Here is a 24,029-nt window from a genome sequence, read left to right as displayed (position 1 = left end):
TTTTCGGGTAGATATCAAGAGCAGGCTTGCCTCCACCGAGGAATGCGCCGCGCCCGCTTTTATGGACGACACAAATCCCTGTGGGAGTGAGCCGGCTCGAGATGGCGTCAACTCAATTTCTGGCCAGCCCCTCATGACTTTGCGTCGGGCAGCGGCGCAAACAGCGCCTCAATATCGCTCTGCTCAAGCTTCCAGCCGCCAGTTGTTCCGCCTTCAAGCACTGCCCCGGCCAACGCTGCTTTTTCCACTTGAAGCGCCTGGATCTTCTCCTCCACGGTACCGCGGGCAATCATTTTGTACACAAACACCGGTTTGTCCTGACCGATCCGGTAAGCACGGTCCGTCGCCTGATTTTCAACCGCAGGGTTCCACCATGGATCAAAGTGGATGACCGTGTCAGCGGCCGTCAAATTCAGACCTGTGCCCCCCGCCTTCAGGCTAATCAAAAACAGCGGCACCTTACCACTCTGGAACTCCTTGACCGGGGTGCGCCGATCCGTCGTATCTCCCGTCAATAATGAAAATCCGATCCCTCGTTGCTGCAACTCTTCTTCAATCAACGCGAGCATTGACGTGAATTGCGAGAACAGCAAAATCTTGCGACCCTCGCTGAGCAACTCTTCCAGCATCTCCATCAATCCGCTCAACTTGCCGCTGCCCGCACGAAGCGCCTTCGCCGTCAGCGACATTTTGACCAGCCGCAAGTCGCAACACACCTGGCGCAGCTTGAGCAACGCATCGAGGATGATGATCTGGCTGCGCGCCACGCCGCTACGGGCGATTTCGTCTCGCACTTTTTTATCCATTGCCACGCGCACGGTTTCATACACGTCGCGCTGCCCATCGCTGAGCTCAACCCAGTGCACCATCTCGGTCTTGGGGGGCAATTCGGTGGCGACCTGTTCCTTCTTGCGGCGTAGCAGAAAGGGTTTTATTCGTGCGGTCAGGTGCTGCATCCGCCCACTGTTGCCGTGTTTCTCGATAGGCGTGCGGTAGTCGCGATTGAAGGTTTTGCTGTCGCCAAGCCAGCCGGGCAACAGGAAGTGAAACAGCGACCAGAGTTCGCCGAGGTGATTTTCCAGCGGGGTGCCAGACAGGCACAAACGCTGCCGGGCGTTCAGATCCCGGGCCGCCTGAGCCGCTTTGCTCAGCGGGTTCTTGATGTTCTGCGCCTCATCGAGAATCAGCACGCTCCAGGCCTGAGCCTGCAGCACCTCGAGATCCCGCGGTAGCAACGCATACGTGGTCAGCACCAGATCGTACTCGGCAAGACGGGCGAAATCCTTCTGCCGACTGGAGCCATGAAGCGCCAGGACTTTGAGTTGCGGGGTAAACCGCGCCGTCTCGTCGAGCCAGTTGGGAATCAGGCTGGTCGGCATCACTGCGAGCGACGGCAGATCCATACGCCCTGCCTGTTTTTCCACCAACAGATGAGTCAGGGTTTGCAGAGTCTTGCCCAGGCCCATGTCATCGCCGAGGATACCGCCGACTTCCAGCTCCCGAAGGGTTTGCATCCAGTTCAGACCTTCAAGCTGATAGGGTCGCAGCGTCGCATTGAGCCCCTCGGGCGCCGGGACATGCCTATGAATCGAGTCGCGCAAATGCGCGGCAAAGCTGCGCAGCCGCTCCCCACCCTGCCAGACCAGTGGCACGTCCTCGAGCATGCTCAGGCGAGCGGCATCCGGCCCGTTCAGGCGCAATGATTCACCCTCATGGGTGCCCAGGTACAATTCACCAAGCGTGGCCATCAGCGGTTTGATCCGACCATAAGGCAGCGCGGCTTTTGTGCGGCGTTTGGCCCCAAAGCCACCACTGCCCAGTTCGATCAACAACAGCTCGTCGTCGTCTCGCTTGTCCAGGCTCGCCAGATCCAGCAGGTGCGGCTGACTGCGCAATAACTGCAGCAGGATCGGCAACAGGCTATGGCGCTCACCGTTAACGACGATACCCAACTGCAGATCGAACCATTGATGTCCCGATTCTTCTTCTATTTCTGCATACCAATGCTCTACGGGTTCGACATTGAAGTGAAAGTCATGACGGATCTCCACTTGCCAGTTGGCCGCTTTCAATAACGGCAACCCTTGCTGCATGAACGCCAGCCAGGCGCTGTCATCCGGCAAAACGAACATTTCTGCGGGCCGGTCCACGCTGCTCTTGCGCGCGGTCTTTTTGAAGCCTTGTTTCTGCAGGAGCCGGCGCATGGCTTTTTCGGCTTCAGGATGGCGCTGAATTCGCCGGGTTTGCGTCCCGGACAGAATCAGCACTTGCGGCTGCCCGTTTTGCGCGGGGTGCCCGTCGTAGGTGAACGAAAGTGCAGCGCGATGCTCGGGCTCGTAATGCCAGCGCGTGTACTTCTTGCCGCTGGCAAGTGTCAGGTGCGCCTGAGGAAGGACGTCGTCGACGAATTGCTCCGCCAGTGTGAGCGGGGCCGGTACCACACGAGTAGCCGCTCCCATCCGATGGCTGAACTGCGTCGCCTGACGAGCCGGGATGTCCGGCGCCAATGACAAGTGACAGGCCAGTTTTTCCTCGAATTCGTTGAGTAGCAGCCCGAGCTGGAGTCGCTCTCGATCCAGGTAATACAAAGGCTGCACGGCCAGCACGGTTTCCACCGGTGCCTCTGCGCTGCTCCATTGAGGATGAAAACTCCCGCTGGATTGTTCGGCCCAGGAAAACTCACCGGACCTGCGAGCACCCGAAGCCAAGGGCTGCGGCCGTTCAAAATCGAGAAACAGCCGTGACGTTCTCAACAGCATCTCGAGCAGTTCCGCGCCACTGCTGCCCTGCAGCGGGTAGCCACCGTAATGCGCATGATGGGAGTGGACAGCGACCAACAATCTGGCGATGCGCAGGTCCAGTTCAGAGACATAGCCGGGCTGACGAATGAGCAGCTCAGACACCGAATACATCGTCTTGATGTCTTGCAACAGGCCCGTTTTGGTTTGGCGGGCCTTGGCAATCTCAACTGTCCACTTCCCAGGGACGGACGTTGCCTTGAGCCTGTACACCAAGCAGGGACCCGCCCCTTGCGCCGGTTCCCCCAAGGACAACGCGGCGGCACAAACACCGTCGAGCCAGCGCTCGAGCTCACGATTCAAAGGAACCTGAACAGGGCTTTCGGATAATTCGGCGGGATGGTGCTGCAGGTGAAACAGAACGGCTGCGCAATGCTTGCAATTGGACATGACCGGACAGGAACAACTGCACTCAAGCCAGAACCGGCCGTTCTTATCTTCGGTGAGTTCAATCTCCTGATTGTACGCCTGACTTTCGGACCCTTCGCAGGTGGCGGTCACCGTCAAGGCATCGACTTGATGGATAGTGACCCGATCCTCGCTGGCGTATCTGCGGCCTTTATCCTGCGAGCGATGACTGAAAAAATTCGTCCATGTTTCGCGAGAAAGGTACTCAAGCATTGCGGACATAAACTCAAGCCTCCAGACAATGGACGAAGCTCAAAAGCATCAAGCGGATCCGGCAAGCACCCGCGCCAATGTCGACTTCACCTTGCCCATCCCGTCATGCAGCGCCTGTTCGATCTCGGCCATGGTGATCACAGCTGTCGTCTTGCCCGCCGCCGGGTTCACGACCAGTGCCAGACAGGCGTAATCCAGTTCCAGCTCGCGAGCCAACGCCGCTTCCGGCATGCCCGTCATGCCGACGATATCGCAGCCATCACGTTCCAGCCTGGCGATTTCAGCGACGGTTTCCAGACGTGGACCTTGAGTGCAGGCGTACACGCCTTGATCACTGTAAGCGACACCCTCAGCCGCCAACGCTGCAATCAGCTGCTGACGCAACGGTTCGCTGTAGGGGAAACTGAAGTCGATGTGCGTGACGTGTTCCAGGTCGCTGGCGAAATAGGTGTGCTCACGACCGCTGGTGTAATCGATCAACTGATGCGGGACACAGAAGTGGCCGGTCCCCATCGTCGAATGGATGCCGCCAACGGCATTCACGGCAAGAATGGCTTGCGCACCCGCTTGCTTCAGCGCCCAGAGGTTGGCGCGGTAATTCACCTGATGCGGCGGAAAACGGTGCGGGTGGCCGTGGCGTGCCAGGAACAGCACTTCCTTGCCCGCGTATTCACCAATCTGCACATCGGCCGAAGGCGCGCCGTAGGGCGTATCGACCGCCAGTGACTGGCGAATGCTCAGGCCTTCGAGTTGAGTCAGGCCGGTGCCACCGATAATCGCGTAAACCGTCATAACGTAAAGTCCTTATTCAATCAGTTGAGCTTCTTTGAGCGCGCCAATTGCGGCCAGCCAACGCGGGTGTTGACGGTATTCAGTGCTGGCGTACGACTGGCCCCGCATCCGCGCAATGCGCGCGGAAGGCTGGACTTTCAGACGCTGCGCCGCACACAGAGCCAGCTCGGCGGCCGCGCGGTCATTGCACACCAGGCCCATGTCACAGCCGGCCGTCAGCGCGGCTTCGATACGACTGGCGGCATCGCCGACCACATGGGCACCGGCCATGGACAAATCGTCGCTGAAGATCACGCCGTCGAACTGCAATTCGCCGCGCAGGATGTCCTGCAACCAGCGCCGGGAGAAACCGGCGGGCTGGGGATCGACTTGCGGGTAGATAACGTGAGCTGGCATGACCGCCGCCAATTGCTTGCTCAATCGGGCGAAGGGAACCAGGTCGTTGGCGCGGATCTCGTCGAGACTGCGCTCGTCGTTCGGGATGGCCACGTGGGAATCTGCTTCGGCCCAACCGTGTCCGGGGAAGTGTTTGCCGGTGGCGGCCATGCCAGCACTGTTCATACCGCGGATAAACGCACCCGCCAGCACCGCGGCCCGCACCGGGTCGCCTTCGAACGAGCGGGTGCCAACCACGGCACTGCGCTGGTAATCCAGGTCCAGCACCGGGGCGAAGCTCAGGTCGAGGCCGACGGCCAATACCTCGGTCGCCATGATCCAGCCGCACTGCTCGGCCAGAAACTCCGCGTTCGGGTTGTCGGCAATGGCGCGCATGGCCGGCAAACGAACGAAACCTTGACGCAGACGCTGAACACGACCGCCCTCCTGGTCCACTGCCAATAGCAGGTCGGGGCGAATGGCGCGAATGGCGGCGCTCAATTCGCGGACTTGCCGCGGGTGCTCGATGTTGCGGGCAAAAATGATCAGGCCGCCCACTTCAGGCTGGCGCAACAATTGGCGATCTTCAGCCGTCAGCCAGGTACCGGCGACGTCCACCATCAACGAGCCTTGGAGGCCAGCAGTCATAAGAATTCCTTGATAACGGAAACCGCTGCCCGAACGCTTGCGCCGCAACGGGCCGGGCCCGGCAGGTGGGCAATATCAGACGGAAGCGGGTTCAGAACGAGAGTCGGCATGGGCGGCTAGCTTAACGGAAGTCAACTGCCGCGCCCACCCGTGCGCGGTCAGACCTTCGCCGCAATCGGTGTCGATTTGCTACGTGGCCGCAGTTGAGCAGTGGCCATCGCGGTGTCGGTCACACCGGTTTCGGCACGCATGCCAGCAGCCAGAAACGGCACCATCAGGCGCATGACCTGTTCGATGGAGGTGTTCACGCCAAAGTCGGTCTCGGCAATCGCTCGCAGCGCTTTAATGCCGGACATGCTGAACGCGGCGGCCCCAAGCATGAAGTGCACCCGCCAGAACAATTCGATGGGCGGGATGCGAGGCGCCGCTTCATTGACCAGCATCATGTAACGGCGGAAAACCTTGCCGTACATGTCCTCCAGATAGCGACGCAAGTGGCCTTGGCTCTGGCTGAACGCCAGTCCGAGCAAACGCATGAAAATAGAAAGGTCATTGCCGCTGCGAGGCTGCACCACGAGAGCCTGCTCGACGAGGATTTCCAGCAGCTCTTCAAGAGAGGGCTTGTTTTCAGGTTTGGCCTGACGTCGCTCCAGCTCTTTGTCGAGACTCAAACAAAACGGCCCGAGAAAACGCGAGAAGACTGCCTGGATCAGAGCCTTCTTCGAACCGAAGTGATAATTCACCGCAGCCAGATTGACACCGGCCTTGCTGGTGATCAGACGCAAAGAAGTTTCAGCGAATCCTTTTTCCGCGAACAATTGTTCTGCAGCATCGAGAATGCGTTCAACGGTTTCCGATTGGGCCATGACTACTCCGCCTGACAAACACTTGTTTGAAACATACGTTTTCAGCCCAGGCCTTGTCAAGCCTGCCGGTTCGTTTCGGGAATGGTCAGTCAGCTATTTAACCACACAACCCGGGGTGGTTGACCAACGGGGATTTTGACCGTCCAGCGCCAAATCAAAAAACGGGCATTGCCAAGAAGGTTTCACTGTATATAATCCCAGTCACTGTATAAAAAGACAGAGCGATCAATATGCTAAAGCTGACGCCACGCCAAGCAGAGATTCTGGCCTTCATCAAACGCTGCCTCGAAGACAACGGCTACCCGCCGACCCGTGCGGAAATCGCTCAGGAACTGGGATTCAAGTCGCCCAACGCGGCCGAAGAACACCTGAAAGCGCTGGCCCGTAAAGGCGCCATCGAGATGACGCCGGGTGCGTCTCGCGGTATTCGCATTCCCGGTTTTGAAGCCAAAGCCGATGACTCCACGCTACCCATCATTGGTCGAGTGGCAGCAGGTGCACCGATTCTAGCGCAGCAGCACATCGAAGAATCCTGCAATATCAACCCGGCCTTCTTCCACCCGCGCGCCGACTATCTGCTGCGGGTGCATGGCATGAGTATGAAAGACGTCGGTATTTTCGATGGCGACTTGTTGGCCGTGCACACGACCCGCGAAGCCCGCAACGGCCAGATCGTGGTGGCGCGCATTGGCGACGAAGTCACCGTCAAGCGCTTCAAGCGAGACGGCAGCAAGGTCTGGCTGATGGCGGAAAACCCTGAATTTGCCCCTATCGAAGTAAACCTGAAAGATCAGGAACTGGTGATCGAAGGCTTGAGCGTTGGCGTCATTCGCCGCTAAAGGAGGCTTTATGCAGTTCCCACACACCTCACAGCAAGCCCAACTGCCGTTGTTCGAGGCATTCATGGTGCAGCCGATGGCGCCGATTCTGGAAGATGTGGTCACGACGCCCTGGAGCGCCGAACCGGATGTTTTCAGCGAATTGTCGCTGCGAGGTGCGGCCGGGAATTGCCTGAACCTGCTGGCTCCTGTACTCCGGGAATTAAGCCAGGATCAGGATGCGCGCTGGTTGACGTTAATCGCACCGCCGGCCAGCGTCACCCAGGCATGGCTGCGGGATGCCGGATTGAACCGTGAACGGATCTTGCTATTACAACCTCGCGGCGCTCAAAGCGCTCAGCAACTAACATGCGAAGCGCTGCGTCTGGGTCGTAGCCACACCGTTGTGAGCTGGTTGAATCCTTTGAACACCGCTTCGCGGCAACAACTGATTACCGCAGCTCGTACAGGCGACGCACAAAGCCTGAACATCCGATTAGGTTGAACGGGCGCGAGCAATAAAAGCGCAGGGCTTCTCCAGGGACAGAGGAGCCGGAAGAAACAGGCATCAGAGCAACGGGACGAACGGGATCAGTGGAGAACCCGAGAACTTTCATCCGTAGTGAAATCACCTTCAACAAGGCGGCCCGCCATCTGAACGCCGACGCTCAGCATCGCCTTTGCGACTTCCACGTGCTGACCTTGCAGAAATGCCTTGGCATCCTCGGAGAAATCCAAAGTAACCAGAGAACCTTCGTCCTCGGCCCTGCGCAGCTCAATACGGCCGTCTGGTAACTCGACAATTTCTAGAAAGGACGTTGGCATAAAGGTCTGATCTCCACGAAAGGCGGCGATTATATAGGCATCAGCCAGGCTTCGCTCGGGATCTTGACCAGATGCCTGTTCGAATCGACATTTCTGACAGGACTCGTCCCCGAACTGACAGACGATCAGCCATTCCACATCGATATTGCAGCCTCAGCACTCGTTCAGTCCTTCGCGAAAACGGATTGCCAGGCTCTTGAGATTTTGCCGCCAGCTCTCGAGCTCTTCCCGGCTCAGCTCTTGCGGCGCTGGTTCTTCGTCCAGATTCACTGCCTGAATCAACGGTTGTGTGACATCACCCTTGGGTTTGTGTGGTGCCCGCGGAGGCTGAAACAGCGCAGCGTGGGAGGCCAACAACCGTGCGAGCCAGGTTTCCGGATTCTGCGCCAGTTCGACCATTTCGGCCATTTCAGGAATAGCGATGGCGTCGAGCACCTCCCGGGTCAGCAGCAACTCTGCGCGCGGCGCGGTGGCTTGAGGCAGGCGATAGAAGCCGGCTATTTCATGGCACAACCCCAACAGCGCACCATAAAGATGAAACAACGCTGATTCGCGACCTGCCTGAATCAGCGCCAGCGCGTTCATTGCCCGCCCTTCTTCAGCTTTGGCAAGCGCTTCCAGTGACAGTCCGGCGAAATAGATTTTCTGATTGGTGCGGGTATAGAGTTCGTGGGCCATGACGGCAGCCTCCACTATGAAATAAATGCTTCACCCCAGTTGAACAGTGTCGTGGATCACCTTCGCCTACAGCAAGCACAAAACAAAAAGGCCGCCTGAAAACCAACAGGGTTTCAGGCGGCCATTCATGTACGAGCGAGCTTGCTCGCGCGGAACCTGACGACGGCGTGCCCATTCAGACAACACGCGTTTAAGTTAGGGTTCCCGCAAGCAGGTTACTGCTTACGCTTTGGCTTTTGCCGGACGCTTGTCTTCCACCGTCCACTTGCCGCCGTCGTAGTAAGCCTTCCAGCCAGTCGGCTTACCGTCCACTTCAGTTTGCACGTACTGCTCTTTGGTCTTGCGACTGTAGCGGATAACGGCCGGCAGACCATCCGGGTCCTTTTTTGGCGCTTCGCAGAGGAAGTGGTACTTCGGATCGATCTCATCCTTGTGCGGGATAATTTCCATGACCAGCGGAGCACGAGTCTCGCGGTTTTTCGGGAATTGGCTCGCCGCCAGAAACAGGCCGGAAGCACCGTCGCGCAAGATGTAGGTGTCGTTGACCTTTTCGCATTTCAGCTCAGGCATTTTCACCGGGTCCATCTTCGGCGGTGCCGCATCACCGCTCTTCAGCAGTTTGCGGGTGTTCTTGCACGTCGGGTTGGTGCAGCCGAAGAACTTGCCGAAACGGCCGGTCTTGAGCTGCATCTCGCTGCCGCACTTGTCGCATTCCAGGCTTGGACCTTCATAGCCCTTGATTCGATAGCTGCCCTCTTCGATCTCGTAACCTGCGCAATCCGGGTTATTACCACAGATGTGCAGCTTGCGTTTCTCGTCGAGCAGGTAAGCGTCCATCGCCGTGCTGCAGATCGGGCAACGATGCTTGCCGCGCAGCACCAGCGATTCCGATTCGCCCTCGTCGTCCGCCGCGATTTCGTCGCCCGGGACCAGGTTGACTGTGGCTTTGCAGCGTTCTTTCGGCGGCAGGCTGTAGCCCGAGCAACCGAGGAAAACGCCAGTCGATGCGGTACGAATCTGCATCGGTCGGCCGCACGTCAGGCACGGAATATCAGTCATGACCGGCTGGTTGGCACGCATACCGCTGTCCGGGCTTTCCGCGACTTCCAGTTTTTTCTTGAAGTCGCCGTAGAACTCGTCGAGCACGTTTTTCCAGTCGCGCTCACCTTGAGCCACATCGTCGAGGTTCTCTTCCATGCCGGCAGTGAAGCCGTAATCCATGAGATTGGAGAAGCTCTCGGACAGACGCTCGGTGACGATGTCGCCCATCTTTTCCGAATAGAAACGACGGTTGTGCAGCGCCACGTAGCCGCGGTCCTGAATGGTCGAAATGATCGCGGCGTAAGTCGAAGGACGACCGATACCACGCTTTTCCATTTCCTTGACCAGGCTCGCTTCCGAGTAACGCGCAGGAGGCTTGGTGAAGTGCTGGGTCGGATCAAGCTTGATCAGCTTCATCGCGTCGCCCTGAACCATGTCCGGCAGCACGTCATCGTCGCCAGGCTTGGCGATCTGCGGCATCACACGGGTGTAACCGTCGAACTTGAGGATGCGGCCCTTGGCGCGCAAATCGAAATCGCCGGCACCCACAGTGACAGTGGTGGACAGGTATTGCGCGGGCAGCATCTGGCAAGCAAGGAACTGACGCCAGATCAGCTCGTAGAGCCGTTCGGCATCACGTTCCATGCCCGAAAGCTTGCTCGGCTCGGTGTTGGCATCGGACGGGCGAATGGCTTCGTGAGCCTCTTGCGCGCCTTCCTTGCTGCTGTAGACGTTCGCAGATTCCGGCAGGTACTTCTTGCCGAATTCGCTTTCGATGTAAGTGCGCGCCATCGTCACGGCATCGGCCGAGAGGTTGGTGGAGTCAGTACGCATGTACGTGATGTAGCCGGCTTCGTACAGACGCTGGGCCATCATCATGGTCTTCTTCACGCCAAAGCCCAGGCGGTTACTCGCAGCCTGTTGCAGAGTGGACGTGATGAACGGCGCCGACGGCTTGCTGCTGGTCGGTTTGTCTTCGCGCTTGACGATGCTGTAGCTGGAAGCCTTGAGCTTTTCCAGCGCGGCCATGGCCTGAGTTTCGTTCAGCGGCTTGAATGCTTCGCCTTTTTCACGAGCGACGTCGAAGCGCACGGTCGCGCCTTTGGCCGTGCCCAGATCGGCGTGAATCTCCCAATATTCTTCCGGAATGAACGCGCGAATTTCGCGTTCACGATCCACCACCAGCTTCACGGCGACCGATTGCACGCGACCGGCGGAAAGCCCACGGGCAATCTTCGCCCACAGCAGCGGGGAAACCATGTAACCCACCACGCGATCAAGGAACCGGCGCGCCTGTTGAGCATTGACACGGTTGATGTCCAGCTCGCCAGGCTTGGAGAAGGCTTCCTGAATCGCCTTCTTGGTGATCTCGTTGAACACGACGCGCTTGTAGCGGCTGTCGTCACCACCGATGGCTTCGCGCAGGTGCCAGGCAATGGCTTCCCCCTCGCGATCCAAGTCGGTTGCGAGGTAGATGGTGTCAGCATCCTTGGCGAGCCGGCGCAGCTCTTCGATGACTTTTTCCTTGCCCGGGAGAATCTCGTACTTGGCTTTCCAGCCATGATCGGGATCGACACCCATGCGCGAGACCAGCTGCTTGCGCGCTTTCTCTTTCGGCGTGAGCACCGGACCTTCACCCGCGGCGGCCTTGCCACGCTTGGCGGCAGGCTCTTTGCTGGCGCTAGCCGAACCGCTGGTGGGCAGGTCTCGGATATGGCCGATACTCGACTTCACCACGTATTGGTTGCCCAGATACTTGTTGATGGTCTTGGCCTTAGCCGGGGATTCCACAATGACCAGCGATTTGCCCATGGATCAGAAAATTCCTGAATTCTAGAAGTGTAAGGCGGTTGGCGCCTGACGCGGCACCGCTATATATAGTGGCTACAAGATGAGGTCAAGCGCAGGGTTTTGCGCGCACTCACCTTATGGCTTGGAAAAAAGGCTCGGTTCAGCTTGCACCAAAGCAAAGCGCGGCACCTGTTCGCCGTCAACCTCGACCGACTCCAGAAACATGCTCAAGGGACGCACCCAAAAGCCGTAATCGCCATACAGGGCTTGGTAGAAGACCACTTCTTCTTCGGTTTCCGAATGCCGCGCAATACTGAATACGCGGTACTGCGGGCCTTTATAATGCTGGTAGAGCCCAGGTTGTATCGGCATGGTTTGGCCCCCTCTCAAATCTTTTAAAAAATAAAAACAAAATAAATCCAGAAAAACAAAAACCGGGGCACTTGGCCCCGGCTTCCGTCAACGGAACGCTTAAACGCGTTCGAAGACGGTGGTGATGCCTTGGCCGAGACCAACGCACATGGTGGCTACCCCGAAGGTGCCGCCATTCTGCTTCATCACGTTCAGCAAAGTGCCGGAGATACGCGCACCGGAGCAACCAAACGGGTGACCCAGGGCGATTGCACCGCCGTGCAGGTTAACCTTCTCGTTCATCTTGTCGAGCACTTTCAGATCTTTCAGCACTGGCAAGGCCTGTGCAGCGAAAGCTTCGTTGAGCTCGAAGTAGTCGATATCGTTGATGCCCAGGCCCGCGCGCTTGAGTGCTTTCTGGGTTGCCGGTACTGGACCATAGCCCATGATGGCCGGGTCCACACCTGCCACTGCCATCGAGCGAATCACCGCCATCGGCTGGATGCCCAGGTCCTGAGCACGTTGCGCCGACATCACGATCATGCACGAAGCACCATCGGTGATCTGCGAGGAAGTACCGGCAGTCACGGTGCCGCCCTTTGGATTGAACGCTGGCTTGAGAGCCGCCAGGCTTTCCAGGGTGGTTTCCGGACGAATGGTTTCGTCGTAGTCGAACAGCTTCAGGAAACCGTTCTCGTCATAGCCCTGCATCGGGATGATTTCGTCTTTGAACTTGCCTTCCACAGTCGCCTTGTGAGCGAGCTGGTGGGAGCGCACGCCGAAAGCGTCTTGCTGCTCGCGAGTGATGCCGTGCATTTTGCCGAGCATTTCCGCGGTCAGGCCCATCATGCCCGAAGCTTTCGCCGCGTACAGCGACATGTGCGGGTTGGGATCGACACCGTGCATCATGCTCACGTGGCCCATGTGCTCGACGCCGCCGACGACGAACACGTCACCGTTGCCGGTCATGATCGCTTGCGCGGCCGTGTGCAGTGCACTCATCGACGAACCACACAGACGGCTGACGGTCTGGCCGGCGGCGGTGTGCGGGATCTGTGTCATCAGCGAAGCCATGCGGGCGATGTTCCAGCCCTGCTCCAGGGTCTGGTTCACGCAACCCCAGATCACGTCTTCAACTTCGTTCGGGTCGACCTTGACGTTGCGTTCCAGCAATTTGCTGATCAGGTGCGCCGACATGTCCTCGGCGCGGGTGTTGCGGTGCATGCCGCCCTTGGAGCGGCCCATCGGCGTACGACCGAAGTCGACAATCACGACGTCTCTTGGATTCAAGCTCATAAAATTTCACTCTCGCTCAAGTGTTGGGACGCTTAACCGAAGAACCGTTGGCCGGTTTTGGCCATTTCACGCAGTTTTGCGGTCGGGTGGTACAGCGCGCCCAAATCAGCGTACTGGTCAGCCAGGGCAACGAACTCGGCAACACCGATCGAATCGATGTAGCGCAGCGCACCGCCACGGAATGGAGGGAAACCGATACCGTAGACCAGACCCATGTCGGCTTCGGCAGCGGTCTCGACGATGCCGTCTTCCAGGCAACGTACGGTTTCCAGGCACAGCGGGATCATCATCCAGTTGATGATGTCTTCGTCAGTGACTTCGCGTTGCTCGTAAACGATCGGCTTGAGCACTTCCAGCACCGATGGATCGGCGACCTTCTTCTGCTTGCCTTTCTTGTCGGTCTCGTAGGCGTAGAAGCCCTTGCCGTTCTTCTGGCCCAGGCGCTTGGCTTCGTAGAGCACGTCGATCGCCGAACGACGGTCGTCCTTCATGCGGTCCGGAAAGCCTTCAGCCATCACATCACGACCGTGATGACCGGTGTCGATGCCGACCACGTCCATCAGGTACGCCGGGCCCATTGGCCAACCGAATTTTTCCATAACCTTGTCAATGCGGACAAAGTCCACACCGGCGCTGACCAGCCTGGCGAAACCGCCGAAGTACGGGAACAGCACGCGGTTGACCAGGAAGCCCGGGCAGTCGTTGACGACGATCGGGTTCTTGCCCATTTTCTTGGCGTAGGCAACGGTGGTGGCCACGGCCAGTTCGCTGGACTTCTCGCCACGAATCACTTCAACCAGCGGCATCATGTGCACCGGGTTGAAGAAGTGCATGCCGACGAAGTTTTCCGGACGCTTGAGGGCTTTCGCCAGCAAGGTGATGGAAATGGTCGAGGTGTTCGATGCGAGGATGGTGTCCTCTTTGACCTTGTCTTCGACTTCAGCCAGAACGGCCTGCTTGACCTTCGGGTTTTCGACCACCGCCTCGACCACCAGATCCACGTGACCGAAGTCGCCGTAGGACAGGGTCGGACGAATGCCGTTGAGCACTTCAGCCATCATCGCCGGGGTCATGCGACCTTTATCAACGCGGCCCACCAGCAGCTTGGCGGCTTCAGCCAGGCCTTGCTCGATGCCGTGCTCGTTGATGTCTTTCATCAGGATCGGCGTGCCTTTGGACGCCGACTGATACGCGATACCGCCGCCCATGATGCCAGCACCCAACACAGCGGCCTGCTTCACGTCTCTGGCGATTTCGTCGTAAGCCTTGGCCTTTTTCTTTAGCTCCTGATCGTTCAGGAACAGACCGATCAAGCTCTGCGCAGCGGACGTCTTGGCCAGTTTGACGAAACCGTTCGCTTCAACTTCCAGCGCTTTGTCGCGGCCGAAGTTCGCAGCTTTCTGAATGGTCTTGATCGCTTCAACCGGCGCCGGGTAGTTCGGGCCAGCCTGACCGGCCACGAAACCTTTGGCAGTTTCGAAGGCCATCATCTGTTCGATGGCGTTCAGCTTCAGCTTTTCCAGCTTCGGCTGACGTTTGGCCTTGTAGTCAAACTCGCCGGAGATAGCGCGCTTGATCAGCTCCAAAGCGGCTTCCTGGAGTTTTTCGGGAGCCACCACGGCATCCACGGCGCCGACCTTCAGCGCGTCTTCAGGACGGTTTTCCTTACCGGCAGCGATCCACTCGATCGCGTTGTCGGCGCCGATCAGGCGCGGCAGACGAACGGTACCACCGAAGCCCGGGTAGATCCCCAGCTTGACTTCCGGCAGGCCGATTTTGGCCTTGGTGGACATGACGCGGTAATCCGCCGCCAGGCACATTTCCAGACCGCCGCCGAGGGCGATGCCGTTGATCGCGGCAACCGTCGGAACGTTGAGGTCTTCGAAATCGCTGAAAATCTTGTTGGCTTCCAGATTGCCAGCAACCAGCTCGGCATCAGGCAGCTTGAAGTTTTCGACGAATTCGGTGATGTCGGCGCCGACGATGAACACGTCCTTGCCACTGCTGACGATCACACCCTTGATCGAAGCATCTGCCTTGATGGTGTCTACCGCCTGACGGAGTTCGTTCAGGGTTAGACGGTTGAACTTGTTGACGGACTCACCCTTGAGGTCGAATTTCAATTCGACGATGCCACTCTCAAGAGCGTTAACCGTGATGGCTTTACCTTCGTAAATCATCAACTGATCTCCACGATATGGAAGCTGAACAGTACACGTCGGACGCAGGCGAAGGGCTTGGCAGGGACGCTTATCGTCGATGCTACGCCTATCCACCCGACACACCCGCCAACGCGATAGTCGGGATTCTGTAGGAGCGTTCTTACATGCAAACGCTCAATTCATACGCCCGTTTGATTCGGGTACGTCACCTTCACGGAAATTCCGACAATTGTCAATCGCCCAAAATACCGGTTGAAACACGACTTTGCGGTCACTTCCCTACTGGCCATACTTGAACAGGCGAGTACATGAGTAGTCATTCATAGGATCAATAGTTAGAAAATTCGCCCCAATTCACGGCGGCTTTTTTCCCAGGCGCTATGCTGACGGGACTTGCCAGAGAAACAACGCGTCGGCGAACGCCGCGCGAGTGGACTGACCGTTGAAGTTTCCGGCCTGCCTGGCCAACCCGGCCCGATGATGAATGTCGGGCTTTTTATTGCCCGAGAATCGCTCCGACCTGTAGCAGCTGCCGAGCCCCGAGGCTGCGTTCGGCGGCGAAGCCGTCGTAGGGTAAGGCGCCCATGCTTAACAGCCGTACTGCGGGCTCAATGTCCGACGACTTCGTCGCCGGACGCAGCCTCGCGGGGCTCGGCAGCTGCTACAGGGTCAAGGGTTCAGGCAAGCGCTTTCAGGGTCGAATCGATTTGTTGCAAAACAGCCGTGTCGCCCTTCTCGCCCCAATACAAAGTGATCATCTGCATGTCCGCCTCGACTTTGTAAACGTTCGCCGGCAATTTTTCGAAATGATTCAGCACCGCGCGGTCTTCGCAGATTTCCTGCCACTGATTCACCCACACGCCAGGTGATTTCTGCCAGTAGCTCCAGCACGCCGGCTGATTGCCACGACGCGGCCGGTGATACTGCGCGCAAGGGCTAGGCGGCTCCTGGCTCAGCCAGTGTGGCCACTCCTGTGGCGCCAATTGCATGGCCAACCCGATGCGTCGGGCTTCCATGCGCAGGGCCATGCGCCCGCTCTGTCCACGGGACGGACGTAACCATGCCAGTGGACTCAAAACCACCAGCAGGATTGACACCACTATCCAGACCGTCATATCTGTACTCCCGATTTTTCATGTGCGCTTGGAATCAGCTTCAAACCAATGCGCTTGAAACCAGCCATACTTACCAACATTGCAAACCTCAGGAGGAGCACCTCATGCCCTACCACCATATTCTGGTCGCTGTAGACCTGACCGAAGAGTGCGACCCTGTCATCCACCGCGCTCGCGAGTTGTCGGTGAGCAACGGCGCGAAGTTGTCCCTCGTGCACATCGTCGAACCCATGGCCATGGCCTTCGGCGGCGACGTGCCAATGGACCTTTCGCAGCTGCAGCAGCAACAATTCGATCAGGCCAAGGAGCGCCTTGATCGGCTGATCATCAAGTACCCGGAACTCTCGAAAGAGTACAGCCACCTGACCTACGGCCAGCCCCGCCAGGAGATTCATCACCTGGCCAAAGAGCAAGGCTGCGACATGATCGTGGTCGGTAGCCATGGCCGGCATGGCCTGGCGTTGCTGCTGGGCTCGACCGCCAACGATGTGTTGCATGGCGCGCCTTGCGATGTGCTGGCGGTGCGTCTGGCCAGCAAAAACTGACCCTCATAACCCTGTGGGAGCGATGTGAACCTGCAAATCGCATTGCATACAAAAAGCCCGGCACTCATCACTGAGCGCCGGGCTTTTTATTACCGGATCATTCAGGCATCCAGCTCCGCCCAACGCTCGACCATCACGTCGTGCTCAGCTTGCAATTGCTCCAGTCGAGCAATGACTGCAGCGGTTTCCGCAGCCGGCCGCTGATAAAAACCACCGTCCGCCATCTGCGCTTCAACTGCCGCAATCTGCTTCTCCATGGCCTCGATCTGCGCTGGCAACATCTCCAGCTCACGCTGCAATTTGTAGCTCAGCTTTTTCTTCGCCACCGGCGCCTCGACTGCAGCGGCCACAGGCGCAGCATCGGCAGTGACGACCGCGGAGGTCAGGTCGGCCTTGCCGGATTTGCTTTCGGTCACGCCCAGCAGACGCGGCGAGCCGCCCTGACGGATCCAGTCCTGATAGCCACCGACGTACTCGCGCACCTTGCCTTCACCTTCAAAGACCAGGGTGCTGGTGACCACGTTGTCGAGAAATGCCCGGTCGTGGCTGACCATCAGTACGGTACCGTTGAAGGTCAGAAGGACCTCTTCCAGCAGTTCGAGTGTTTCCACGTCGAGGTCGTTGGTCGGTTCGTCGAGGACCAGCAGATTGGCAGGCTTGCTGAACAGTTTCGCCAGCAACAGACGCGCACGCTCACCACCGGACAACGCCTTGACCGGCGTGCGCGCACGCTGCGGGCTGAACAGGAAGTCGCCGAGATAGCTCAGCACATGGCGGCTCTGGCCATCGATATCGATGAAGTCGCGACCTTCGGCGACGTTGTCGATCACGGTCTTTTCCAGGTCCAGCTGATGGCGCAGCTGGTCGAAGTAGGCCACGTCGATGCGTGTCCCCTCCGCCACGGTGCCGCTGGTAGGTTGCAGACCGCTGAGCATCAATTTCAGCAGCGTGGTCTTGCCGGTCCCGTTGGCGCCCAGCAGACCGATACGGTCGCCACGCTGCAAGACCATCGAGAAATCCTTGATCAGGAACGGACCGCCCGGGTGAGCGAAACTCACGTTCTCGAGGACCATGACCTGCTTGCCGGATTTGTCCGCCGTGTCCAGCTGAATGTTGGCTTTGCCGGTGCGCTCGCGACGTTCGCTGCGCTCCACGCGCAGGGCTTTCAGGGCGCGCACGCGGCCTTCGTTGCGGGTGCGACGGGCCTTGATGCCCTGACGGATCCAGACTTCTTCCTGCGCCAGCTTCTTGTCGAACAGCGCGTTGGCAGTCTCTTCTGCGGCAAGCGAGGCTTCTTTGTGCACGAGGAAACTGGCGTAGTCGCCGTTCCAGTCAATCAACCCACCGCGATCCAGTTCGAGGATGCGCGTGGCGAGGTTCTGCAAAAAGGAACGGTCGTGCGTGATGAACAGCACGGCGCCCTGGAAGTCCTTCAGCGCTTCTTCGAGCCAGGCAATGGCACCGATGTCCAGGTGGTTGGTGGGTTCGTCGAGCAGCAGCAGATCCGGTTCGGAAACCAGTGCCTGCGCCAGCAGAACGCGACGGCGCCAGCCACCGGACAATTCGGCGAGGGTCTTGTCGGCCGGCAACTGCAGACGGCTCAAAGTGCTGTCGACCAATTGCTGCAAACGCCAGCCGTCACGGGCTTCGAGGTCTTGCTGGACGTGCATCAGCTTGTCCAGGTCAGCGTCGGTGACGATGTTCTGGCTCAGGTGGTGATACTGCGCGAGCAGCTCACCGACACCGTCCAGACCTTCAGCCACCACGTCGAACACGGTCCGCTCGTCGGCTACCGGCAATTCTTGCGGCAATTCACCGATCTTGAGGCCGGGCGCGCGCCAAACGGAGCCGTCATCGGGCTTCTGGTCGCCCTTGACGAGCTTCATCATGCTGGACTTGCCAGTGCCATTGCGGCCGATGATGCACACCCGCTCACCACGGGCGATCTGCCAGGACACCTTGTCCAACAACGGCGTAGCGCCGAAAGCAAGGGACACATCGCTGAATTTGAGCAGGGTCATGAGCTTCTCCAAAAACCGGGCGCGCATTCTACCTGACTTGGGGCGTCAGGAGGCCGGCAATTTCAACTTCCCGCCACTGTGCATTATAAATGTTGCGAACTTGTGCAGACTGGGCTGCAAAGCTTTCGCCCGTTGCTGGCAAAAGGCTAAGCTACAGATTATTCAGTGGCGGCCATGCCGACACTTGTCATGATTTTCTCTGCCCGGATGTCTCATGCGCAGTCGCCTTTTAGGTTTTTTGTCGTGTTTTCTTTTATCAGCCACTGCCGTCCAAACCGCCCAGGCGGTGGATTTGTCCACCCAGCGCCAATATTACGATGAAGCCAAGCGTGCGCTGGCCAAGGGCGATACCGGCCCATATTTGCGCTACAGCCAGGCGCTCAGCGACTATCCGCTGGAACCGTACCTGGCGTATGACGAGCTGACCGCGCGCCTGAAAAGCGCGAGCAATGCCGAGATCGAGAAGTTCCTCGCCGAGCATGGCGACCTGCCGCAAGCCAACTGGATGAAATTGCGCTGGCTGCGCTGGCTTTCCGAGCGCGGCGACTGGGCGACCTTCGTCAAGTACTACGACCCCAAGCTCAACTTCACCGAGCTGGACTGCCTGAATGCGCAGTATCAGATAGGGCATAACCAGAAAGCCGAGGGCTACGCCAACGCCAACAAACTCTGGCTGACCGGCAAATCCCAACCTGCTGCGTGCGATGCCCTGTTTGGCATTTGGGCTGCGGAAGGCCAGTTGACCGAACAGAAACGCTGGGAGCGCGCCAAGCTCGCCGCCCAGGCACGCAACTATCCGCTGGCCAACAGCCTGGTCAACGGTCTGACTACCCTCGCCCCACGCGGTCGTTTGCTGATCGATGTGGCGCAAAAACCCGAGCTGCTTAATCAGCCCTCGCGCTTCAGCCCCGCCGACGAACCGATGTCGGATGTGGTCAGCCTTGGCTTGCGCCGACTGGCCCGCCAGGACCCGGATAAAGCCATGGCGCTGCTCGAGGGCTACGCCAGCAGCATGCATTTCTCGCGGGATGAAAAAGTCGCAATCGCCCGTGAAATCGGCCTGACCCTGGCCAAGCGCTTTGACGGTCGTGCGCTGGAGGTCATGACCCGATACGACCCGGAGTTGCGCGACAACACGGTCTCGGAATGGCGCCTGCGTTTGCTGCTGCGACTGGCACGCTGGGACGATGCCTATCAACTGACCCGTCGCCTGCCACCTGATCTGGCGACCACAAATCGTTGGCGTTACTGGCAGGCCCGCAGCCTGGAACTGGCACAACCTCAAAATCCGGAAGTGCAGAACCTGTACAAAAACCTGGCCCGTGAGCGCGATTTTTACGGATTCCTCGCCGCAGACCGCTCGCAATCGTCCTATTCACTGAACAACAGACCGCTGGTAATGAGTCAGGCCCTGATCAACAAGGTGCGCAACACGCCCGGCGTGCGTCGGGCGCTGGAGTTCCATGCGCGCGGTCAGATCGTCGACGGTCGTCGTGAGTGGTATCACGTCAGCCGCCATTTCAATCGCGACGAAATGGTCGCCCAGGCAAAACTGGCGTATGACCTGAAATGGTACTTCCCGGCGATCCGCACCATCAGTCAGGCGCAGTATTGGGACGACCTGGACATCCGTTTCCCGATGGCCCACCGCGACACCCTGGTGCGTGAGGCCAGGGTTCGTGGCCTGCATTCGAGTTGGGTGTTCGCCATTACGCGGCAGGAAAGTGCGTTCATGGACGATGCTCGCTCCGGCGTCGGCGCCAGCGGCCTGATGCAGCTGATGCCCGCCACCGCCAAGGAAACCGCCCGCAAGTTCAGCATTCCGCTGGCCTCGCACCAGCAGGTGTTCGATCCGGACAAAAACATTCAGCTTGGCGCTGCCTACCTCAGTCAGGTGCACAGCCAGTTCAACGGCAACCGCGTCCTCGCCTCTGCCGCCTACAATGCTGGCCCAGGTCGCGTCCGCCAGTGGCTGCGCGGTGCAGACCACTTGAGCTTCGACGTATGGGTGGAAAGCATTCCATTCGATGAAACCCGTCAGTACGTACAGAACGTGCTGTCGTACTCGGTGATCTACGGCCAGAAACTCAATTCGCCACAGCCGTTGGTGGATTGGCATGAGCGGTATTTCGATGATCAGTGAGACTGATTTGCGACGATAACAAAAATGCCCGCATCGATTGATGCGGGCATTTTTTGAACGCTTATGCCAACTGGAGCCGAAGGGCAGTCTGTTTGCCGAGCCGGGTCAGACGATATTGTTGAGCCGGGCTGCTCGGCGAATCTGGATGGGTCATCTCGATCAATTCGGCAGCCAGTGCGGGCCGTAGGTAATTAGCTCGAAAGGTCGCCTTGTGAGCCAAACCGACCTTCGCCATCAAGTCGCTGATTTTGAGCGGACCGTTGATATGAAGCGCTGAAAGCAATTTTACTACTGGGTCGGTTACTGGGTCGGTTACTGGGTCGGTTTGCCCTTCAAGCCGGGCTGCCTCCGCGAGCGCAAGGCTTAACGCCTGCAACATGAACTCCACAAAAGGTGTCGCTTCGCCCAATTGATCCGCTGCGGACAATGCCCCGTAATAAGCGTCTTGCTGTTCCCGAATCACCGCCTCGACTGGAAGATAAGCCAACACCGGTCGCCATTGACTAAGTATCAACGTCTGCCAGAGTCGGCCCATACGCCCATTGCCATCCGCAAACGGGTGGATGAATTCGAACTCATAGTGAAAAACGCAACTGGTGATCAGCGGATGCCAATCAGACGCGGCAAGCCACGTCAGCAGGTCTTCAACCAAATCCGCGACCCGACTGGGCGGCGGCGCCATATGCACCAGCTTGTCACCGCGATAAATCCCCACGCCGCCCTGGCGCAACTGCCCAACATCGTCGATCAGTCCCGCCATCAGTAGTTCATGCGCGTTCAGCAAATCGGCGCGACTTCCAGACTGCCAGCCGGGCATCGCCTCGTAAGCCGCAAAAGCGTTCCTTACTTCCTGAATTTCCCGGGGCAGTCCCAACACACGGCGCCCCGCCAGAACTGCAGTCACCTGCTCGATGCTGAGCGTGTTGTTCTCAATGGCCAGAGAAGCCTGAATCGTCCGGATCCGATTACTGCGGCGCAGCCGTGGCGCCTGGCGACGATCATCCACAGCCGAAAGCTGACCAATCTGCTCACTGATCTCGGCGATCAATGCCAGCATTCGCGCAGTCAGGGTCAACGGTGGTTGATAACGGCTCATATGCATCCGGGCTTGCCACTAAAGGCCGACATGATGCCTGATTCAACGGTCATTCAGCAGCCCTCATTCATGCCGCTTCATGCCCATCACTAAACTGCAACGCAGCCAGCCGCGCGTACAACGCATTGCTTGCAATCAACTCCAGATGCGTCCCCACCGCTACCAGCCTCCCCTGATCCATCACCGCGATACGATCGGCATTTTTTACCGTGGCCAAGCGGTGGGCGATGACCAGGGTGGTGCGGTTTTTCATCAAGCTCGGCAAGGCTTGCTGAATCAGGTGTTCGCTTTGTGCATCGAGGGCGCTGGTAGCTTCGTCGAGCAGCAGGATGGGCGCGTCGACCAGCAGCGCACGGGCGATGGCCAGGCGTTGGCGCTGGCCGCCGGACAAGCCGAGGCCGGCGTCGCCGAGATGAGTCTGATAGCCGTTGGGCATTTGCTCGATGAAGTCATGGGCGTAAGCGATTTTTGCCGCGTCCTTGACCTGTTCAAGGGTCGCGCCCGGGTTGCCGTAACGGATGTTCTCTTCGATGCTGCCGAAGAATAACGCCGGGCTTTGCGAGACCAGCGCGAAGCAGCGGCGCAGGTCCAGTGGATCGAGTTGCGTGAGGGGCACGCCATCGAGCAGGATGCTGCCGCCGGCGGGATCGTAGAAGCGCAGCAACAGGTCGTAAACCGTCGATTTGCCAGCGCCGGAAGGGCCGACCAACGCGAGGGTTTCGCCGGCGTTGATCGTCAGACTCAGGCCGTCCACGGCGTAGCTTTCCGGCCGCGACGGGTAGGAAAACCGCACGTCTTTCAGCTCCAGATTTCCCTGCACCCGCTCCGGCAATGACACCTGCCCGGTTACCGGTGGTTGGATGATATTTTCCGAGCGCAGCAATTCGGCAATGCGCTCGGCGGCGCCGGCAGCGCGTTGCAATTCCCCGATCACCTCGCTCAGCGTGCCGAACGCGCTGCCGACAATCAGGCTGTAGAACACGAAGGCGGCCAGTTCGCCGGCGGATATCCGCCCGGCCATCACGTCCATGCCGCCGACCCACAGCATCACGCTGACCGCGCCGAGCACCAGCACGATCACCAGCGTGATCAGCCAGGACCGTTGAAGGATCCGTTTGCGCGCGGTACTGAACGCTTCTTCCACCGTCAATGCAAAGCGCTGTTCGTCCTGACGCTGGTGATTGTAGGCCTGCACGGTTTTGATCTGGCCAAGGGTTTCGGACACATAGCTGCCGATGTCGGCAATCCGGTCTTGACTGAGTCGCGAGAGACTGCGCACCCGACGCCCGAAAATCAGGATCGGCGCGATCACCAGGGGCAAGGCAACCACAACGATGCTGGTGAGTTTGGGGTTGGTGATAAACAGCAGGACAATGCCGCCAATCACCATCAGAAAATTACGCAGAAACATCGACAGCGAAGAGCCGATCACCGACTGCAACAACGTGGTATCGGCGGTCAACCGTGACTGGATCTCGGAGCTGCGGTTGTCCTCGTAAAAACCCGGGTGCAGGTAAATCAGATGATTGAAGACCTGACGGCGAATATCGGCGACGACGCGCTCACCGATCCAAGAGACCAGATAAAAACGCGCAAAAGTGCCGATGGCCAGACCGGCCACCAGCAGCAGGAACAGGCCGATGGACTGGTTGAGCAGGTGCGGTGACTGGGTCATGAAACCTTGATCCACCAGCAACCTGATTCCCTGCCCCATGGACAACGTAATGCCGGCGGTGACAATCAGCGCAAGCAAGGCTCCCATGGCGTGCCATTTGTACGGCACAAGGAAGCCACTCGCCAAGCGGATCGCACAACGGTAACGGGCAGAGAGCATAAGGTTTTTCCTGAAACGCAATGATGGGCCAGCTTACGGCACTGTAGGGGTGGAACTCTGTAAATCACAATGAGTCAGGTTAATTATGACCGCAATGACTAGAAGCTAGACGCTATCGTTCTAAAATCCGGGTGGCAACGGCGCGGTATTTCTGGTGGACTGTAATGGCCGTCCCGGAAAGATCGCAGGGAGTTGTCATAGCCCGGTCACCTG

General features: G+C 58.7%; 18 protein-coding genes. 4 read left to right on the top strand and 14 right to left on the bottom strand.

Annotation, left to right across the window (positions count from 1 at the left end):
• Positions 1–131: 131 nt before the first annotated feature.
• The 4 genes from ACYZT1_RS10480 to ACYZT1_RS10465 form a co-directional block, all read right to left on the bottom strand.
• Positions 132–3,428 (bottom strand): DEAD/DEAH box helicase, encoded by a 3,297-nt coding sequence (locus tag ACYZT1_RS10480; protein WP_462018861.1) that lies wholly within the window; start codon positions 3,426–3,428, stop codon positions 132–134.
• 39 nt (positions 3,429–3,467) lie between these two features.
• Positions 3,468–4,211, bottom strand: a complete 744-nt coding sequence (locus tag ACYZT1_RS10475) for an S-methyl-5'-thioinosine phosphorylase (RefSeq protein WP_462018860.1) — start codon at positions 4,209–4,211, stop codon at positions 3,468–3,470.
• 12 nt (positions 4,212–4,223) lie between these two features.
• Entirely contained in the window at positions 4,224–5,234 is a 1,011-nt protein-coding gene (nagZ, locus tag ACYZT1_RS10470) for a beta-N-acetylhexosaminidase (RefSeq protein WP_462018859.1), read from the bottom strand.
• Between the two features lie 158 nt (positions 5,235–5,392).
• Entirely contained in the window at positions 5,393–6,100 is a 708-nt protein-coding gene (locus tag ACYZT1_RS10465; RefSeq protein WP_461992332.1) for a TetR/AcrR family transcriptional regulator, read from the bottom strand.
• Between the two features lie 230 nt (positions 6,101–6,330).
• Between ACYZT1_RS10465 and lexA the strand changes: the two genes are divergently transcribed.
• Positions 6,331–6,939 carry a transcriptional repressor LexA gene (lexA, locus tag ACYZT1_RS10460; protein WP_028621954.1) on the top strand — a complete coding sequence of 203 codons (609 nt, stop codon included), beginning with the start codon at positions 6,331–6,333 and terminating at the stop codon, positions 6,937–6,939.
• 10 nt (positions 6,940–6,949) lie between these two features.
• A complete protein-coding gene (gene sulA, locus ACYZT1_RS10455; RefSeq protein WP_462018858.1) occupies positions 6,950–7,423 on the top strand; it encodes an SOS-induced cell division inhibitor SulA in 474 nt (157 codons plus the stop codon).
• A gap of 86 nt (positions 7,424–7,509) precedes the next feature.
• Here sulA and ACYZT1_RS10450 read toward each other — a convergent pair whose 3' ends face one another.
• The 7 genes from ACYZT1_RS10450 to ACYZT1_RS10420 all read right to left on the bottom strand — a co-directional run bounded on the left by ACYZT1_RS10450 (position 7,510) and on the right by ACYZT1_RS10420 (position 16,177).
• The gene (locus ACYZT1_RS10450) at positions 7,510–7,743 is read right to left on the bottom strand and encodes a hypothetical protein (RefSeq protein WP_150582097.1); all 234 of its coding nucleotides are present in this window, start codon (positions 7,741–7,743) and stop codon (positions 7,510–7,512) included.
• Between the two features lie 153 nt (positions 7,744–7,896).
• A complete protein-coding gene (locus ACYZT1_RS10445) occupies positions 7,897–8,421 on the bottom strand; it encodes a DUF6586 family protein (protein ID WP_462018857.1) in 525 nt (174 codons plus the stop codon).
• A 222-nt stretch (positions 8,422–8,643) separates the two neighbouring features.
• Positions 8,644–11,274, bottom strand: a complete 2,631-nt coding sequence (topA, locus tag ACYZT1_RS10440) for a type I DNA topoisomerase (protein ID WP_462018856.1) — start codon at positions 11,272–11,274, stop codon at positions 8,644–8,646.
• 114 nt (positions 11,275–11,388) lie between these two features.
• A complete protein-coding gene (locus tag ACYZT1_RS10435; protein WP_046047845.1) occupies positions 11,389–11,625 on the bottom strand; it encodes a DUF1653 domain-containing protein in 237 nt (78 codons plus the stop codon).
• A gap of 99 nt (positions 11,626–11,724) precedes the next feature.
• Positions 11,725–12,900, bottom strand: coding sequence for an acetyl-CoA C-acyltransferase FadA (fadA, locus tag ACYZT1_RS10430; protein ID WP_462018855.1), 1,176 nt, complete (start codon positions 12,898–12,900; stop codon positions 11,725–11,727).
• A 32-nt stretch (positions 12,901–12,932) separates the two neighbouring features.
• Positions 12,933–15,080 carry a fatty acid oxidation complex subunit alpha FadB gene (gene fadB / locus ACYZT1_RS10425; protein ID WP_462018854.1) on the bottom strand — a complete coding sequence of 716 codons (2,148 nt, stop codon included), beginning with the start codon at positions 15,078–15,080 and terminating at the stop codon, positions 12,933–12,935.
• A 659-nt stretch (positions 15,081–15,739) separates the two neighbouring features.
• Positions 15,740–16,177 carry a hypothetical protein gene (locus ACYZT1_RS10420; protein WP_462018853.1) on the bottom strand — a complete coding sequence of 146 codons (438 nt, stop codon included), beginning with the start codon at positions 16,175–16,177 and terminating at the stop codon, positions 15,740–15,742.
• A gap of 104 nt (positions 16,178–16,281) precedes the next feature.
• Between ACYZT1_RS10420 and ACYZT1_RS10415 the strand changes: the two genes are divergently transcribed.
• The gene (locus ACYZT1_RS10415; protein WP_462018852.1) at positions 16,282–16,722 is read left to right on the top strand and encodes a universal stress protein; all 441 of its coding nucleotides are present in this window, start codon (positions 16,282–16,284) and stop codon (positions 16,720–16,722) included.
• 101 nt (positions 16,723–16,823) lie between these two features.
• On the opposite strand, the gene ACYZT1_RS10410 is transcribed toward ACYZT1_RS10415, so the two are convergent.
• A complete protein-coding gene (locus ACYZT1_RS10410; RefSeq protein ID WP_462018851.1) occupies positions 16,824–18,743 on the bottom strand; it encodes an ATP-binding cassette domain-containing protein in 1,920 nt (639 codons plus the stop codon).
• A gap of 214 nt (positions 18,744–18,957) precedes the next feature.
• Here ACYZT1_RS10410 and ACYZT1_RS10405 point away from each other — a divergent pair, with 214 nt between their 5' ends.
• Entirely contained in the window at positions 18,958–20,886 is a 1,929-nt protein-coding gene (locus tag ACYZT1_RS10405) for a transglycosylase SLT domain-containing protein (RefSeq protein WP_462018850.1), read from the top strand.
• 61 nt (positions 20,887–20,947) lie between these two features.
• Here the strand turns inward: ACYZT1_RS10405 and ACYZT1_RS10400 are convergent, their stop codons facing one another.
• Together ACYZT1_RS10400 and ACYZT1_RS10395 are read right to left on the bottom strand one after the other, a co-directional pair.
• Complete coding sequence (locus ACYZT1_RS10400) at positions 20,948–21,982, bottom strand: Fic family protein (RefSeq protein WP_462018849.1); 1,035 nt, start codon at positions 21,980–21,982, stop codon at positions 20,948–20,950.
• A 67-nt stretch (positions 21,983–22,049) separates the two neighbouring features.
• Entirely contained in the window at positions 22,050–23,816 is a 1,767-nt protein-coding gene (locus ACYZT1_RS10395; RefSeq protein WP_462018848.1) for an ABC transporter transmembrane domain-containing protein, read from the bottom strand.
• Between the last annotated feature and the right edge of the window lie 213 nt (positions 23,817–24,029).

Source organism: Pseudomonas sp. PB3P13, from assembly GCF_054897735.1.
Note: the sequence above shows the minus strand (reverse complement) of the source record. Positions and strands in the feature narration are given on the sequence as shown.

Coding starts and splice junctions, on each gene's coding strand:
- ACYZT1_RS10475 (WP_462018860.1), bottom strand. CDS start 4,211: ATGACGGTTTACGCGATTATCGGTGGCACCGGCCTGACTCAACTCGAA.
- ACYZT1_RS10410 (WP_462018851.1), bottom strand. CDS start 18,743: ATGACCCTGCTCAAATTCAGCGATGTGTCCCTTGCTTTCGGCGCTACG.
- fadA (WP_462018855.1), bottom strand. CDS start 12,900: ATGAGCTTGAATCCAAGAGACGTCGTGATTGTCGACTTCGGTCGTACG.
- ACYZT1_RS10395 (WP_462018848.1), bottom strand. CDS start 23,816: ATGCTCTCTGCCCGTTACCGTTGTGCGATCCGCTTGGCGAGTGGCTTC.
- ACYZT1_RS10445 (WP_462018857.1), bottom strand. CDS start 8,421: ATGGCCCACGAACTCTATACCCGCACCAATCAGAAAATCTATTTCGCC.
- ACYZT1_RS10400 (WP_462018849.1), bottom strand. CDS start 21,982: ATGAGCCGTTATCAACCACCGTTGACCCTGACTGCGCGAATGCTGGCA.
- ACYZT1_RS10405 (WP_462018850.1), top strand. CDS start 18,958: ATGCGCAGTCGCCTTTTAGGTTTTTTGTCGTGTTTTCTTTTATCAGCC.
- topA (WP_462018856.1), bottom strand. CDS start 11,274: ATGGGCAAATCGCTGGTCATTGTGGAATCCCCGGCTAAGGCCAAGACC.
- fadB (WP_462018854.1), bottom strand. CDS start 15,080: ATGATTTACGAAGGTAAAGCCATCACGGTTAACGCTCTTGAGAGTGGC.
- sulA (WP_462018858.1), top strand. CDS start 6,950: ATGCAGTTCCCACACACCTCACAGCAAGCCCAACTGCCGTTGTTCGAG.
- ACYZT1_RS10435 (WP_046047845.1), bottom strand. CDS start 11,625: ATGCCGATACAACCTGGGCTCTACCAGCATTATAAAGGCCCGCAGTAC.
- nagZ (WP_462018859.1), bottom strand. CDS start 5,234: ATGACTGCTGGCCTCCAAGGCTCGTTGATGGTGGACGTCGCCGGTACC.
- ACYZT1_RS10465 (WP_461992332.1), bottom strand. CDS start 6,100: ATGGCCCAATCGGAAACCGTTGAACGCATTCTCGATGCTGCAGAACAA.
- ACYZT1_RS10480 (WP_462018861.1), bottom strand. CDS start 3,428: ATGTCCGCAATGCTTGAGTACCTTTCTCGCGAAACATGGACGAATTTT.
- lexA (WP_028621954.1), top strand. CDS start 6,331: ATGCTAAAGCTGACGCCACGCCAAGCAGAGATTCTGGCCTTCATCAAA.
- ACYZT1_RS10415 (WP_462018852.1), top strand. CDS start 16,282: ATGCCCTACCACCATATTCTGGTCGCTGTAGACCTGACCGAAGAGTGC.
- ACYZT1_RS10420 (WP_462018853.1), bottom strand. CDS start 16,177: ATGACGGTCTGGATAGTGGTGTCAATCCTGCTGGTGGTTTTGAGTCCA.
- ACYZT1_RS10450 (WP_150582097.1), bottom strand. CDS start 7,743: ATGCCAACGTCCTTTCTAGAAATTGTCGAGTTACCAGACGGCCGTATT.